This is a genomic window from Stenotrophomonas sp. AB1(2024) (assembly GCF_037482345.1).
In the GTDB taxonomy this organism is placed as follows: domain Bacteria; phylum Pseudomonadota; class Gammaproteobacteria; order Xanthomonadales; family Xanthomonadaceae; genus Stenotrophomonas.
In genome coordinates, this window is record NZ_JBBHKO020000001.1 from 2,955,696 (window position 1) to 2,971,095 (window position 15,400).

Annotated in this window: 9 protein-coding genes; 3 read left to right on the top strand and 6 right to left on the bottom strand. The window is 67.0% G+C overall.

Translation table 11 applies throughout. The features are described from left to right. Positions 1-5: 5 nt before the first annotated feature. The 4 genes from otsA to WIX41_RS13375 all read right to left on the bottom strand — a co-directional run bounded on the left by otsA (position 6) and on the right by WIX41_RS13375 (position 6,582). Positions 6-1,373, bottom strand: coding sequence for an alpha,alpha-trehalose-phosphate synthase (UDP-forming) (otsA, locus tag WIX41_RS13360; RefSeq protein WP_339448274.1), 1,368 nt, complete (start codon positions 1,371-1,373; stop codon positions 6-8). Next, on the bottom strand, positions 1,370-3,151 hold the full coding sequence (locus tag WIX41_RS13365) for a glycoside hydrolase family 15 protein (protein WP_339448276.1): 1,782 nt from the start codon (positions 3,149-3,151) through the stop codon (positions 1,370-1,372). Before WIX41_RS13365 ends, otsA begins: the two co-directional genes overlap by 4 nt. Before the next feature lie 22 nt (positions 3,152-3,173). Beyond that, positions 3,174-3,938, bottom strand: coding sequence for a trehalose-phosphatase (gene otsB, locus WIX41_RS13370; protein WP_339448278.1), 765 nt, complete (start codon positions 3,936-3,938; stop codon positions 3,174-3,176). Positions 3,939-4,137: 199 nt separating this feature from the next. Further along, a complete protein-coding gene (locus tag WIX41_RS13375; protein WP_339448280.1) occupies positions 4,138-6,582 on the bottom strand; it encodes a TonB-dependent receptor plug domain-containing protein in 2,445 nt (814 codons plus the stop codon). Between the two features lie 273 nt (positions 6,583-6,855). On the opposite strand from WIX41_RS13375, the gene WIX41_RS13380 reads away from it, so the two are divergent. Together WIX41_RS13380 and WIX41_RS13385 are read left to right on the top strand one after the other, a co-directional pair. Then, positions 6,856-7,341 (top strand): DUF3574 domain-containing protein, encoded by a 486-nt coding sequence (locus tag WIX41_RS13380; protein ID WP_339448282.1) that lies wholly within the window; start codon positions 6,856-6,858, stop codon positions 7,339-7,341. 267 nt (positions 7,342-7,608) lie between these two features. After that, positions 7,609-9,213 carry a hypothetical protein gene (locus WIX41_RS13385; RefSeq protein WP_339448284.1) on the top strand — a complete coding sequence of 535 codons (1,605 nt, stop codon included), beginning with the start codon at positions 7,609-7,611 and terminating at the stop codon, positions 9,211-9,213. Between the two features lie 158 nt (positions 9,214-9,371). Here WIX41_RS13385 and WIX41_RS13390 read toward each other — a convergent pair whose 3' ends face one another. After that, positions 9,372-10,082, bottom strand: a complete 711-nt coding sequence (locus tag WIX41_RS13390) for a glutathione S-transferase (protein ID WP_339448286.1) — start codon at positions 10,080-10,082, stop codon at positions 9,372-9,374. A gap of 186 nt (positions 10,083-10,268) precedes the next feature. Here WIX41_RS13390 and clpB point away from each other — a divergent pair, with 186 nt between their 5' ends. After that, positions 10,269-12,854 (top strand): ATP-dependent chaperone ClpB, encoded by a 2,586-nt coding sequence (clpB, locus tag WIX41_RS13395; RefSeq protein WP_339448288.1) that lies wholly within the window; start codon positions 10,269-10,271, stop codon positions 12,852-12,854. Positions 12,855-12,910: 56 nt separating this feature from the next. Here the strand turns inward: clpB and WIX41_RS13400 are convergent, their stop codons facing one another. Next, a complete protein-coding gene (locus WIX41_RS13400; protein ID WP_339448290.1) occupies positions 12,911-15,388 on the bottom strand; it encodes a M13 family metallopeptidase in 2,478 nt (825 codons plus the stop codon). Positions 15,389-15,400: the final 12 nt, after the last annotated feature.

Sequence of the window (15,400 nt, forward strand, 5' to 3'; positions counted from 1 at the left end):
CGTAATCAGCTTCTTTCCAGGGCTTCCAGGTAGGTCTTGCGCCAGTGGTTGATGTCGTGGGTACGCAGGTGATCCATCATGGCCTGCCAGCGTTCGACGCGTTTGCGCAGCGGCATGGTGGCTGCGGTGGCGATGGCATCGGCCACCCCGTCCAGGTCGTGCGGGTTCACCAGCAGGGCCTGCTTCATCTCATCGGCCGCACCGGCCAGCAGCGACAGCACCAGCACGCCGGGGTTCTCCGGGTCCTGCGAGGCCACGTACTCCTTGGCCACCAGGTTCATGCCATCGCGCAGCGGCGTGACCAGGCCCACCGCAGCGGCGCGGTAGAAGCCGGTGAGCGTGGCGTGGGCGAAGTTCTGGTTCACATAGCGCAGCGGGGTCCAGTCCGGCTCGGCAAAGCCGCCGTTGATGTGGCCGGCGATCTGCTCAAGCTGGCTGCGCAGTCGCCGGTACTCGGTCACATCGCCGCGCGACACCGGTGCGATCTGCAGGTAGGTCAGGCTGCCGCGCTGGTCCGGGTGGCGCTGCAGGTAGCGCTCGAAGCCCAGGAAGCGTTCGGGCAGGCCCTTGGAATAGTCCAGCCGGTCCACACCGATCGCCAGCTGGCGGTCGCGCAGGCTGTTGCGCAGGTCGCGCACGGCCGGTTTGTTGGCCCCGGCCTTGGCCTGGCGCTCGATGTGCGCGGTATCGATGCCGATCGGGAATGCGGCGGCGCGGAAGCGACGCCCGCCGGGCGCTTCCAGCATGCCGTCGGGCAGCACCCGGCCGCCGGCGAACAGGCGTACATAGGACTGGAAGCGGTCGGCATCGCGTTGGGTCTGGAAGCCCACCAGGTCGTACGCATACAGGCCGGAGAACAGCCGCAGATGGTCGGGCATGGCCTGCAGCAGGTCGGCCGAAGGCATCGGTACGTGCAGGAAGAAACCGATGCGGCAGCCGATGCCGCGCTCGCGCAGCAGCGAGGCCAGCGGGATCAGGTGGTAATCGTGGATCCACACGATGTCGTCGTCGCGCAGCAGCGGCGCCAGCTTTTCGGCGAACAGCGCATTGACCCGGCGGTAGGTTTCGCGGGTTTGGCGGTCATAGTCCACCAGGTCCAGGCGGAAGTGCAGCAGCGGCCACAGGGTGCGGTTGGCGAAGCCGTTGTAGTAACCGTCGACATCGCGTTTGTTCAGATCCAGGGTGACATAGCGGATGTCGCCCTCGATCTGCTCATGCAGGTCGCCGCTGGCGCCGCGCACCGGCTTGCCGCTCCAGCCGAACCACAGCCCGCCGCGTTCCTTCAAGGCGGCCAGTAGACCCACTGCCAGCCCACCCGGTGCGGCGACGCCGGGTGCGGCCACGCGATTGGAAACCACCACCAGGCGGCTCATGATGCTTCCTGCCAGCTGCGCGACAGCCGCGTGGCAGCGGTCACCAGGCCTACGTGCGAGTAAGTCTGCGGGAAGTTGCCCCAGGCCTCGCCGTTGTCGAAGGCCAGGTCTTCGGAGAGCAGCCCCAGGTGGTTGCGGCGTTCAAGCAGCAGTTCGAACATCCCGCGCGCTTCATCCAGGCGGCCGATGGCGGCCAGCGCATCGATGTACCAGAACGTGCAGATGGTGAAGCTGGTTTCCGGTTCGCCGAAATCATCCGGGGCCACGTAGCGGTACAGCGCGTTGCCGTGCTTGAGGTCGCGGCCGATGGCTTCGACGGTGGCGACAAAGCGCGCGTCGTCGGCAGCGATGAAGCCGATGTCGGCCAGCAGCAGCAGCGAGGCATCCAGGCGGTGGCCGCCGTAGGTGTCGGTGAAGTGGCCCAGTTCGTCACTCCAGGATTCGCGCAGGATGCGCGCGTGGATGGTGTTGGCACGTTCGCGCCAGTACTCGGCGCGGTGGTCCAGCTTCAGGCGCACGGCGATCTTGCACAGGCGATCGCATGCGGCCCAGCACATCGCGCTGGTGTAGGTGTGCACGTCGGTGCGGCCGCGGAACTCCCACAGCCCCGCATCCGGCACATCGTGCAGGGCGAAGGCCTGTTCGCCAAGCGGTTCCAGCCGCGCGAAGGTATGGGTGTCACCTGGGTCCTGCAGGCGGCGGTCGAAGAACAGCTGGGTGGAGGCCAGCACCACGCTGCCATACACGTCATGCTGGCGCTGCACCCAGGCCAGGTTGCCGCGCCGCACCGGCCCCATGCCACGGTAGCCGTCCAGCGAGGCGACTTCGCTTTCTTCCAGCTTCGCCTCGAAGCCGATCCCGTACAGCGGCTGCAGGCTGCCATCGCCAGTGGCCAGGTTGAAGATGTAACCCAGGAACTGCTCCATGGTGCGGGTGGCACCCAGACGGTTGAGCGCGCGCACCACGAAGGCGGCGTCGCGCAGCCAGCAGTAACGGTAATCCCAGTTGCGGACGCTGCCGGGGGCCTCGGGAATGGAGGTGGTCATCGCGGCGATGATGGCGCCGCTGTCTTCGTATTGGCACAGCTTGAGGGTGATCGCGCTGCGGATCACCGCGTCCTGCCACTCCAGCGGAATGGACAGGTAGCGCACCCATTCGCGCCAATAGTCGCGGGTGCGCTGGAAGGATTCCTGCACGTAGCCGCTGAGCGAGCGGTTCAGCGATTCGTCCACGCCCAGCACCAGGTGCACCGGGTGGTTGAGCACGAACGGCAGTTCATCGCGCACGAAGCGTAGCGGCACATCGGTGGTCAGGCGCAGCACGTGGTCGGGCAGCACCCAGCGGATATGGTTGCTGCCCCAGGTGGCTTCGGGAACGCGCGCGCCCCAGTCGGCCAGTGGTCGCGCGCGCACGATGATGCGCGGGTTGCCGCCCAGCGGTCGCACCTCGCGGATCAGGCTGACCGGCCGGTAGAAGCGGTCGTTCTGGCGCCAGCGCGGCGCGAAGTCGGTGATTTCCAGCGAGCCACCGTGCTTGTCGTGCAGCACGGTGCGCAGGATGGCGGTGTTGGTCAGATAGGTCTGTTCGCTGCTGACCATGTCTTCCAGTTCGATGGCGAAATCGCCACCGGTCTGCTGGTTGGGCTGGAGCAGCGCGCAGAAGGTGGGGTCGCCGTCGAAGGTGGGCAGGCAGCTCCACACGACGCGGGCGTGGCGGTCGATCAAGGCGCCGAAGCTGCCGTTGCCGACAACGCCGAGGTCCAGGTTGGAATTACTCATGGGGTGGGGCTCTCCCGGTGCATCAGTAAGCGTTTTCCTGCAGCCAGTCGTGCACGTCGCGCACACGGGGCAGGGCGAAGACCGCGGCGCTGGGCTCGCGTTCGCCGACCAGCACGCTCCAGCCGTGCAGGGTGTTGGCCGCATCGAAGCCGTATTCGTCGGTCAGGTCATCGCCCAGGAATACCGGCAAGCGGCCACGGAAGGGGAGCTGTTGCATGAGCTGGCGGATCGCGCGGCCCTTGTCGCTGCCTTCGGGAATGAATTCCACCACGTGGTCGCCGGGCTGGAGCCGGTAACCGGCGTTGCCGCGTATGTGGCGTTCGGCGAACGCGCGCACTTCGTGCGCGGCATGCGGTGCGCCGCGCCAGTGCAGTGCCAGGCTGCGGCCTTTGTCTTCCACCAGCACGCCGGGATAGCCGTGGGCGAAGCGCATTGCCTGCTGGTGCACCGCGTGCAGCCATTGGCTGGTGTCGCTGTCGGTGCCACCGTCAACCGCGTGGGTCTGCCCGCCCAGGCCACGCACCTGGTGGCCATGCAGGCCGGCGGCGGGAAGGTGCAGCGGCGCGAACAGGCGGTCGAGCTGGGCCAGCGGCCGCCCGCTGATCAGCGCTACGGCGCCTTCGAGGCGGTCGCTGATGCGGCCGATGGCTTGGCGTACCTCGGGCAGCAGTCTGACCGCCTCGGGGTCCTCGGCAAATTCAATAAGGGTGCCATCCACGTCCAGGAACAGCGCGCATGCATCGTCCACCAGTGGCGGCGGCGGACGCAGGGGGTAGTCGTTGGCCATGACCGCCAACATGCCACCCAAAGCGTGATCGTCCGGTGGACGATCACGCCAACAGGGGCGTTGCCGGGTCCCACGCAATGCGTCTGGATACGGGGCTCCTGACGTACGGCATGGTCACGCGGTAGGGGCGGTTCCCAAACACCCGCCCTGAACGGCTCAACACCCGGTAACGCATGAACTACAGCGAAGCAGATGCCGATCAGAACGTATACCGCACCCGCCCGTAATAATAGGCACCATTGCTACCAACCGGCGACAACACGTCATACGGCAGGTTGCCGTAATAGTAGATGTCCTCATTGGACAGATCCGAGTAATTGTCGGTCAGGTTCTGCCCACCCACCGCCACGCTCCACTGCGGCGTAATGCGGTACTCCACTTCGGCATCCAGCTGCCACTCGGCCCCATACGTCTGCCGTGGCACGAATCCATCGCCGAAGTTGAACACCCGGGTCACGCTGCCGAAACGGCTCAGGCGGCTGCTCAGCGTCCAGCGGTCGTTGGCCCAGCTGGCAGCCAGCTGGGCACGCGTGCGCGGGGTGGCGTCGGTGAGCGTGTTGGTTTCTTCCACGCCGAACAGGACGTACTCCGGATCCAGCGCCAACAGGTTGGCCGGTGTGGCCAGCACGTTCTTCAACGTGGTCTTGTTGTAGGCATAGGTGCCGGTCAGCACCAGCTGCCCATCACCCAGCGCCTGCCGCCAGTTGGTCACCAGCTCGGCACCGCGCGTGCGGGTATCGGCGGCGTTGACGAAGAAGGTGGCGCTTTGCAGGCCGCTCACGCCGAACTGCTGCTGTACGTAATCGGTAAGGGCATCGCCGGTGATGCTTTCCGACAGTGCGATACGGTCATCAATATCGATCTGGTAGAAATCCAGCGACAGGTCGAAGTGCTCGCCGATGCGGCTGGTGAAGCCCAGGCTGGTGTTGACCGACTTCTCCGGCTTGAGGTCGGTAGCGCCCAATCCGCGCGCGATCGGGTTGTTCACCGACAGCGTACGGCCCTGCACCAGCTGGCCGGCGGCGTTGTAGCCGGTGGAGGTGGATTCGTAACCGATCTGCGCCAGCGACGGCGCGCGGAAGTTGTTGGAGATCGCGCCGCGCAGCGCGAACGCCGGGGTGAACGCGTAACGCAGGCCCAGCTTGCCGGTGAGCTCGCCGCCGTAATCGTCGCTGTGTTCGTAGCGTGCGGCCAGGTCGCTGGAGAAGTGCTCGCCGAACTGGCTGGACAGGCTGGCATACGCACTGGCGACATCGCGGGTGAGCGAGGTGGCGTCCTGCGGGGTCAGGCCGCCACCGGCCTGCGAACCGGTCGGGCGGTCGGTGTAGGGGCCGGCGGCGTAGCTGGCCGGGTCGCCAGGGCGGGTCTGGAAGTGGTCGCGGCGCGCTTCCGCGCCGAGGCCGAGGGTGTGGCTGTTGTCGCCCTGGCTGAACACCCGGCTGAGATCGACATTGCCCACGGTGAGTTCATTGCGGTAATCGCCGGTCTTGAACCGGGTCGGGCTGCCCGGGCCGAGCGAGGCGTTGAGCGAATCGCGCAGCCGGTAGGTGAAGTCATTGAAGCCGTAATCCAGGCTGGCGTCGTAGTTCCACTCGCCCCACTGGCCCTTGGCACCGGCCACGGCCTGCACGTCGCGGTTCTCGCCTTCGGAAATCGGGCGGTAGCCGTTGGGGTAGAGCTCGGTCCAGTTGGCGTCGCTGTCGGGGTAGCGGAAGTAGTTGGCGCCTTCGCTGTCGCGCTGGTTGAAAGTGCTGAAGAAGTAGAACTTCGAAGTCTCACCGAACGGCAGCTCGGTGTTGATCCAGGCGTTGAGGTCCTTGGTCTTGCCATCGCCCAGCACGTAGTTGCGCTTGCCCTGCAGGGCAAGATTGGCATCGTTCTGGTACCACGGCGGAATCTGGTCGAAGCCGGCGCGATTGGTGCCTTCGCGGTTCTTCAGCTCCAGGCCCACGCGCAGGAAGCCGCCGTCTTCGCCCAGCGCGGTGCCGACCTTGGCGCTGGCGAAGCTGGTCTGGCCATCGGTGATGGTGCGGTCGATCGGCTCCAGGTTGGTGTGGTTGGCGCCGAAGCTGGCTTCGATGGCGCCGCCTTCCGGGGCGTCATCGAGGATCACGTTGATCACCCCGGCCACCGCATCCGAACCGTACAGCGCACCGGCACCGTCGCGCAGCACTTCGATGCGCTTGATCGCGCTCACTGGGATCGAGTTGAAATCGACCGGCGTGGTGCCCTTGCCGATCTTGCTGTCGGTGTTCACCAGCGCGCTGGTATGGCGGCGCTTGCCGTTGACCAGCACCAGCACCTGGTCGGGCGACAGCCCGCGCAGCTGGGCGGCACGCACGTGGTCGGCACCGCCGGAGTTGGACTGGCGCGGGAAGTTGAACGAAGGCAGCAGCGCCTGCAGCGCGCTGCCCAGCTCGCCATTGACCACGCCGGCCCGGCGGATGTCTTCGGCGGTGAGCACGTCCACCGGCGAGGTCGATTCGAGCACGGTGCGGTCGATGGCGCGGGTGCCGGTGACGATCACCGTGTCCAGCGTGGTGGCGGCTGGCGCGTCCTGCGCGTACAGGTCCTGGGCCAGCAGGGGAGAGGACAGGACCAGGGCAATGGCAAGGCCAAGGCGCGACGCGGACGGACGGGACATGCAGACTCCAGCACAACGGTGGGGGGACGGTAGAGCCGGGCTCTGCCCGGCTGTTCCGGACGAAACTATTGTTCCATCCGGATGAAGCGATATATTATCTTGACGTGATCGCCCCATGTGACGCAAGTCCCCGTACAGACCAACATCAGCTGATAACCGCACGTAATCTGAGCGAGACGCAGATGTGCTGCACGCTGGCGACCACCCCCACGTAGCGACACGCCGCGCGCGTCCCACGCGCACCTGATTCGCCCCTTCGGAGACACCCGCAACATGAAGCATTACCCCCTGCTGTTCGCCATGTTCCTGGCCATCAGCGGCTGCGCGACCACCGCCCCGGCCCCCCGTCCGGCCGAAGCCATCACAACCACGACCGCCAGCCTGCAGGGCGACGCCGCCCGCCCCGACAGCGCCGCGGGCTGGGTACGCAGCGAGCTCTACTTCGGCGTGGGCGAAGAAAGTGGGGCATCCGAACGCACCCAGACCGATGCGATCAGCGAGGCGCAGTGGCGCGAGTTCCTCGACAAACAGGTCACCCCCCGCTTCCCCGACGGCCTGACCGTGTTCGACGCCTACGGCCAATGGCTGTTCCGTGGCGCAAAAGAGCCCAACCGCCTGCGCACCAAGGTGCTGGTGGTGTTGCATGAGAATACCCCGCAGCGGCGCGCCGACATCGAGGCCATCCGGCTGGCGTGGAAGCAGGCAACGAAGCACCAGTCAGTGTTGTGGTCGCAGCAGGCGGTCGAGGTTTCGTTCTGACTTGAGCGTCTGGTCGCCCTTGATAGGGGTGTTTCTCAAACGACTGCCGATAGCGATGACTGGCCGATGGTGGGCATGACGCCAATCGGGGGCGGCTCTCACAGCGCGGCTTCGGCAATGGTCATGCCGTCATCGCCGTGATCATTGGTACGTGCAGTCGTTTGGGAAACGACCCTACCGGTGGGGTCCGGCGTTCTACCCGTGTGTCTGTTGCCTGGGGCAATGAACGCCTACCATCGGGTACCCCCACACCCGTGCCCCCACCGCATGCCTGCTTCCACTCCCGCCTCCGCGCGCCCCCGCTGGTTCGTTGCCGGCGATTTCAATGGTTTCTTCGGCCTGGTGGTCGACAACCTGTCCATCCTGGGCTTCATCGCGATGGCGCTGGTCGGCATCTTCCAGTTCCCCGCCGACGTGGTGTTCGGGCGCATGTTCCCCGGCACCGCCTTTGGTGTGCTGGTCGGCAACGTGCTCTACACCTGGATGGCGCGGCGGCTGGCGGCGCGCACCGGGCGCGATGACGTGACCGCGATGCCGCTCGGCCTGGATGCGCCGACCAGCATCGGCATGGCGCTGCTGGTGCTGGGCCCGGCGTTCCTGGCCTTCAAGGCAAAGGGGCTGGCTCCGCATGACGCGGCCATCGCCACCTGGCAGCTGGGCATGGCCTCGCTGGTGATCATGGGCCTGCTCAAGACGGTGCTGTCGTTCTTTGGCGAAGCGGTGACCCGCGCGCTGCCGCGGGCTTCGCTGCTGGGCTCCATCGCCGGCATCGCGATCGTGCTGATGGGCTTCCTGCCGCTGCTGGAAACGCTGCGTTCGCCGGTGGTCGGCTTCGTCACCCTGGGCCTGCTGCTGTACGTGCTGGTGGCCAAGCGCAAGCTGCCGATCCGCGCGCCCGGCGTGCTGGTGGCATTCGTGTTCGGCACGGTGCTGTATTACGGGCTGGGCCTGGCGGGGTTGGGGGCACCGGGCTTCACGGTGCCGCAGTGGACCCCGCCGCAGATCGTGCTGCCGTGGCCGACGCTGGGCTTCATCGAAGGCCTGCCCACGGCCATCACCTACCTGCCGCTGTTGCTGCCGTTCGGCCTGCTGATGGTGGTGGGTGGCATCAACGTGTCTGAAAGCGCGCGCGCTGCCGGCGACGACTACCGCACCCGCGACATCCTGCTGGTGGAGGCGGTGGCCACGCTGGTGGCCGGGCTGTGCGGTGGCGTGGCGCAGACCACGCCGTACATCGGCCAGCCGGCGTACAAGCACATGGGTGCGCGCAGCGGCTACACGCTGCTGACCGGCCTGTTCGTCGGCATCGGCGGCATGCTGGGGGTGATCTCCGGGCTGGTGCAGTGGCTGCCGCTGGCGGTGCTGGCGCCGATCATCGTGTACGTGGCCATCGACATCACCACCCAGGCCTTCCAGGCCACCCCGCGTGAGCACGCCGGTGCGATGGTGCTGGGCTTCCTGCCGTCGGTGGCCTATCTGCTGGCGATCAAGGCGCCGGGCTGGATCGCGCCGGAGCAGCTGGCCGCGATGACCACCACGCTGGATGGGCATGGGCTGCCGGAGCTGGCAGTGATCTTCACGCTGGGCAATGGCTTCATCATCACCTCGATGCTGTGGATTGCCGCGGTGGTGGCGATGATCGATGGGCGGCTGCTGCGTTCCAGCGGCATCCTGCTGGTGGCGGCGGCGCTGACGCTGTTCGGGCTGATCCATTCGGTGGACCCGCGCGGCGGCATCTATCTGCCGTGGCAGCTGGAAGGGTTGCCGGAGCAGATCATGTGGCAGTTCGCGGGCGCGTATGTGGCGTTGGCCGCGTTGTTGGGGGTGTTGTCGTTGATGCCGGTGGGTGCGGGGGATGCGAACGAACCGTAGGCCCCTTGGGCCGGCCAACGGCCGGCGCTACCGGACATCGCAGGATGCCTCCGGGTACCGCAGGGTTCCGGTGGCCGTCGAACGGTCCGCGCGGGGTGTCGCATGATCTGCGCAGCGTGTGGCGGTAGCGCCGGCCGTTGGCCGGCCCAGGCGGTCCATCACGCGTCCGCGTCCAGTTCAGGGTAATGACGAAAGATCCCGTTGGTGTTGAACGGCAAGCGCCGTTCCGACGCCAGGTACGCGGCGATGTTCGGCCTGCGCTGCACGCGGTCACGCAGCGCGTGCAGCAGCGGCAGCCTCGGCCGCAGTGCCTGCATGCGCTGCGGGAACATGTACTCGAGCCCGCTGATCAGCTGGAACAATGACAGGTCCACGTAGGAATGCCCGCGCAGCGGGTGCAGGCCGCCGTTGGCGTCGAGCACGCTTTCGAGCCAGCCCAGGTATTTTGGCAGGCGTTCGCTGCGCATCGCCGCGGCACGCGCCTTCGCTTCGCGCTTCTGGTCTTCGTAGTACTTCGACGCCGCGATCGGGTGGTGGGTGTCGTGGATCTCGGCCACCAGGTCGGCGATGGTCAATTGCAGCTGCAGCGCCTGGGCCCGGCGTGAGGCAGCTTCGGGCACCAGGCCCAGTTCCGGGCCGAGATGGTCGAGGATCGCCGCGACCTGCGCGATGACCTGCCGGCCGCTGACCAGGAAGGGCGGTGCATAGGGGCGCAGGCCCTCTGCCTTGCCCTCCAGGAACGGCTGCATCACCTCATCGCCGTGCACGCGCGCCATGTCCGTGTAGGCCGCGCCGGCATCCTCCAGCGCCAGCCGGATGAACTCGCCCCGGCCTTGGACGCCGGTCCAGTAATACAGCTCGTAGTGCATGGGCACGCTCCGTAACGGGAGCGCCCAGCCTCCCGCCTGCGCTGCCAAGCAGGCGTGATGGGAATGTCGCTGCCAGGTCGTCCGGGGCCTGAATGCGTTCTCATTCCCCCTTGAAACACGCCTGCATAACCGCATCTGTCAGATAGTGCTGGTCCGGCCAGCGACAAAACATCGAGGATTTCTCCCATGCGGATGGACAAGCTCACCTCGCGTTTCCAGCAGGCGCTGGCAGACGCACAGTCGCTGGCCGTGGGCCGCGACCACAACATCATTGAACCGGTGCACGTGCTGAGCGCCCTGCTGGACCAGCAGGGCGGCAGCACGCGCCCGCTGCTGGCCCAGGCCGGGGTCAACATGCCGGTGTTGCGCGAACGGCTGACCGAGGCGCTCGATGCGCTGCCGAAGGTGTCCGGGCAGGAAGGCAACCTGTCGATCGGCAATGATCTGAACCGGCTGCTCAACAAGACCGACAAGCTGGCCCAGGAGCATGGCGACGCGTTCATCGCCAGCGAATGGTTCGTGCTGGCCGCGCTCGACGACGGCGGCACCCTGGGCATGGCGTTGCGCGCTGCCGGGGCCGACAAGACCAGGATCGATGCGGCCATCGACAGGATCCGCGGCGGTGAAAGCGTGCAGTCTGAAAATGCCGAAGAACAGCGCCAGGCGCTGGAGAAGTACACCATCGACCTGACCGCGCGTGCCGAGCGTGGCAAGCTCGACCCGGTGATCGGGCGCGACGAGGAAATCCGCCGCACCATCCAGGTCCTGCAGCGCCGCACCAAGAACAACCCGGTGCTGATCGGCGAGCCGGGCGTGGGCAAGACCGCCATCGTGGAAGGCCTGGCCCAGCGCATCATCAACGACGAAGTGCCCGAAGGCCTGCGCGGCAAGCGCGTGCTGTCGCTGGACATGGGCGCGTTGATCGCCGGCGCCAAGTTCCGGGGGGAATTCGAAGAGCGCCTGAAGGGCGTGCTCAACGACCTGTCCAAGAGCGAAGGGCAGATCATCCTGTTCATCGATGAGCTGCACACCATGGTCGGTGCGGGCAAGGCCGATGGCGCGATGGATGCCGGCAACATGCTCAAGCCGGCGCTGGCCCGCGGCGAGCTGCATTGCGTGGGCGCCACCACCCTGGACGAATACCGCAAGTACATCGAGAAGGATGCCGCGCTGGAGCGCCGCTTCCAGAAGGTATTCGTGGGCGAGCCCAGCGTGGAAGACACCATCGCCATCCTGCGCGGGCTGAAGGAAAAGTACGCCGTGCACCATGGGGTGGAGATCACCGACCCGGCCATCGTGGCCGCAGCCACGCTGTCGCACCGCTACATTGCCGACCGCCAGTTGCCCGACAAGGCCATCGACCTGATGGACGAGGCCGCCTCGCGCATCCGCATGGAGATCGACTCCAAGCCGGAAGAACTGGACCGCCTGGAGCGGCGGCTGATCCAGCTCAAGATCCAGCGCGAGATGCTCAAGAAGGAAAAGGACGACGCCTCGCGCCAGCGCCTGGCCGATCTGGAAACCGACATCGATGCGCTGGAGCGCGAGTTCTCCGATCTGAACGAGATCTGGAAGTCGGAAAAAGCCGCGCTACAGGGCACGACGAAGATCAAGGAGCAGATCGAGCAGGTCAAGCTGGAGCTGGAAGCAGCACAGCGGCGCCAGGATTTCGGCCGCATGAGCGAGCTGCAGTACGGCCAGCTGCCGCAGCTGGAAAAGCAGCTGCACGCCGCGCAGGAAGCGGAGAACACCGAGTTCAAGCTGGTCCAGGACCGGGTCACCGCCGAGGAGATCGCCGAGGTGGTGTCGCGCTGGACCGGTATTCCGGTCAATCGCATGCTCGAAGGCGAGCGCGACAAGCTGCTGCGCATGGAAGACGTGCTGCATGAGCGGGTGGTGGGCCAGGAAGAGGCGATCAAGGTCGTCTCCGACGCGGTGCGTCGTTCGCGTGCGGGCCTGTCCGACCCGAACCGGCCCAGCGGTTCGTTCCTGTTCCTGGGCCCGACCGGCGTGGGCAAGACCGAGCTGTGCAAGGCGCTGGCCGAATTCCTGTTCGACAGCAGCGATGCCATGATCCGCATCGACATGAGCGAGTTCATGGAAAAGCACAGCGTGGCCCGCCTGATCGGCGCGCCCCCGGGCTATGTCGGTTACGAAGAAGGTGGCTACCTCACCGAAGCGGTGCGTCGCCGTCCTTACTCGCTGATCCTGCTCGACGAGGTCGAAAAGGCCCACACCGATGTATTCAACATCCTGCTGCAGGTGCTCGACGATGGCCGCCTGACCGATGGCCAGGGGCGCACCGTGGACTTCCGCAACACCGTCATCGTGATGACCTCCAACCTGGGTTCGCACCAGATCCAGGACATGTCCAGCGATGACAGTCCGGAGGCCTACACGCAGATGAAGGCGGCGGTGATGGGCGTGGTGCAGGCGCACTTCCGCCCGGAGTTCATCAACCGGCTGGACGACATCGTGGTGTTCCACCCGCTGGACAAGGTGCAGATCAAGCAGATCGCACGCATCCAGATGCAGGGCCTGGAAAAGCGCCTGGCCGAACGCGGCCTGCGCATCGAGGTCAGCGACGCGGCGTTCGAGCTGCTGGGCAACGTCGGCTTCGATCCGATCTACGGTGCCCGCCCGCTCAAGCGCGCGATCCAGGCGCAGCTGGAAAACCCGCTGGCGCAGAAGATCCTGTCCGGCGACTTCGTCGGGGGCGATGTGATCCGTGTGGATGCGGCCGCAGGTCGCCTGGCCTTCGCCAAGGGATGACGCCGGATTGCTTGCCACGCCCGCCACCGTGAGGGGCGGGCGTGGCGGTGCGGACCTTACAGATAGACCACGCGCTCGGCATCGCTGCGCGTCATCGGCGTACCGGGCGGGCAGTTGAAGGCTTGCGCATAGGCCCGCAGGTTGGCCGGGCCGACATCTGCCCGCGGGGCGCCTATGGCGTGCACGTCGGATTCCACGTCGCGCTGCAGGCGCTGCGGAGTGTGCAGGCGACGGTACAGCAGTCCCCAGCTGAGGAAGAAGCGCTCCTCTTGGCTCAGCCCGTCCAGCATGGGGTCGGTCTGGTTGTGACGCAGGTGCCGCAGCGCCTCAAAGGCGATGGCCAGTCCCCCAAGGTCGGCCAGGTTTTCGCTGGCGGTCAGCTGCCCATTGAGCGGGATGCCATCCACCTGCTGCTGGTCGAACTGTGCGGCCAGCTGCGCCGACAGTGCCGCGTAGCGCTGGTGGTCGGCGTCGCTCCACCAGCTCTGCAGGCCGCCGTCCAGCCCGAACCGGCTGGATTCGGCGGAGAAGGCATGCGCCATCTCGTGACCGATGACCGCGCCGATCGCGCCGTAGTTGAGCGCGTCGTCGGCGTCGGGATCGAAGTAGGGCGGCTGCAGTATCGCTGCTGAGAAGGCGATTTCACCGGTCATCACATGATGGTAAGCGTCCACGGTCTGTGGGGTCATCAGCCACTGCGATGGGTCTGGCGGTGCGCCCAGCCGCGCCAGCTCGTTGCGCTGGGCGAAGGCGGTGGCCAGGCGCAGGTTGCGCAGGTAGCCGCACGCTTCGGTGTGCAGGCCGGACCAGTCCGGCCAGTGGTCGGTGTGGCCGATGCGCGGACGGAATGCGTCGGCCTTGCGCAGCGCCATGGCGCGCGTGTCGGCATCCATCCACGGAACCTGTTCAAGGCGACGCTTCAGCGCCGCACCGATCTGTTCGACCAGCGCATTCATCCGCGTCCGGGTTTCGGCGGGGAAGGCCACTGCGACGTACATCTCGCCGAGCGCTTCGCCCGCCACCCGTTCGATGGCGGCCAGCACCTGTTTCCAGCGCGGTGGCATTGCGTCCTGGCCCTGCAGGGTCCTGGCGTGGAACGCGTGGTGGGCGCGGACGAAGTCATCGCTCAGGTACGGGCTGGCGGCATCGATCGTGTGGAAGCGCAGATAGGCGCGCCAGGTGGCGGCGTCCACCGAGGTCAGCGCTTCACCGACGGCCTGGTGGAACCCGGGCGTGGCCAGCGAGAACCGCTCGGGCGTGTCCACGCCCAGCGCCTGGAACAAGGCGCTCCAGCGGAAGCCGGGGGTGAGCGCATCGGCTTCGGCCACGCTGAGCGGGTGGTAATAGTTGGTGACGCTGTCATTGAGCTCCTCCAGCGGCACGGACGCGTTGGCGAAGCGGCGCTCCAGTGCCATCACCGCGTCGGCGCTGCACTCGGCGTCGGCCGGCGCAGCGCCGGCCAGGCGCAGCACGTGGGCGATATGCGCCCGGTACGCCCGTAGCGCCTCTGCATGGTCGTCGGTCAGGTAGTAACTGCGGTCGGGCAGGCCCAGTCCGCCCTGGACGGCGTAGGCAATCTGCGTGCTCCGTTCGGCCATGTCCAGGTTGACGCCAAACATGAACACGGGGTTGAGGCCAGCGGCGGTCAGTGCGTGCAGGTGCGTCTGGATCGCCGCAGGTGTCTGCAGCGCGTCGATGGCCGCCAGTTCGGCCCGCAAGGGCGAGATGCCATCGGCATTGATGCGGTGCTGGTTCATGCCGGCGGTCCACAGGTCGGCCACGACCTTCTCTGCCGGCGTTGGCAGCTCAAGCCCTGTGGCCTGTTCGGCCAACCGCCGCTGCAGTTCCAGCGAATGTTCCTGCAGCATCGCCGGCATGTCCCAGCGCGACTGGTCGGCCGGCAGTACCGCAGTGTCGTGCCAACGCTGGTTGATGTGTGCATACAACGAGTCACACGGCGATCGGATGGGATCGATATCGGCCGGATTGAAACGCAGCGGGGCCGGCAGGCCATCGACCGTGTTGGCGAACTGGACCTGGACCTGTGCCTCGGCCTCGGGGAGGGGCGGCGGCGTATTGCCGTACTCGGCACGACCGGCGTGGTGGCCGGCGCGCCAGCCCAGCCAGCCGCCCGCTGCGGCGCTGCCCAGGGCGGTCAGCGCCGCACCGGCCAGGATCTGCGGGCACTGGCGGGGGCGGGCCAGGCAGCTGGCAGCGGCCGCGTTGCCGAGCTGTTCCAACGATTCGCGCACCGGCACGGCCGTGTAGGTTTCACCACGCGTTGCACAGGCACCGGGCAGCAGCGCCGGCGCACGCAACGAGGCAGGTGCGTCCTGCGCGACGACGGGCCGCGCCGACGCAAGCAACAGCGCAGCGGTGAGCAGGCCGGCGCGATTGCGAACCTGCAGCAGGGGGGGCGCACCCATTCCGAAGCGCTGGTGCCGTGCGTGGTCCTGGCGTGGTTGCCGACCACGCAGCGTGCGCGCGAACTCGCCTTGGCTGCGACGGTGTTGGGTTGCGGGGTCAATACGCATGGCGCGGCCTCC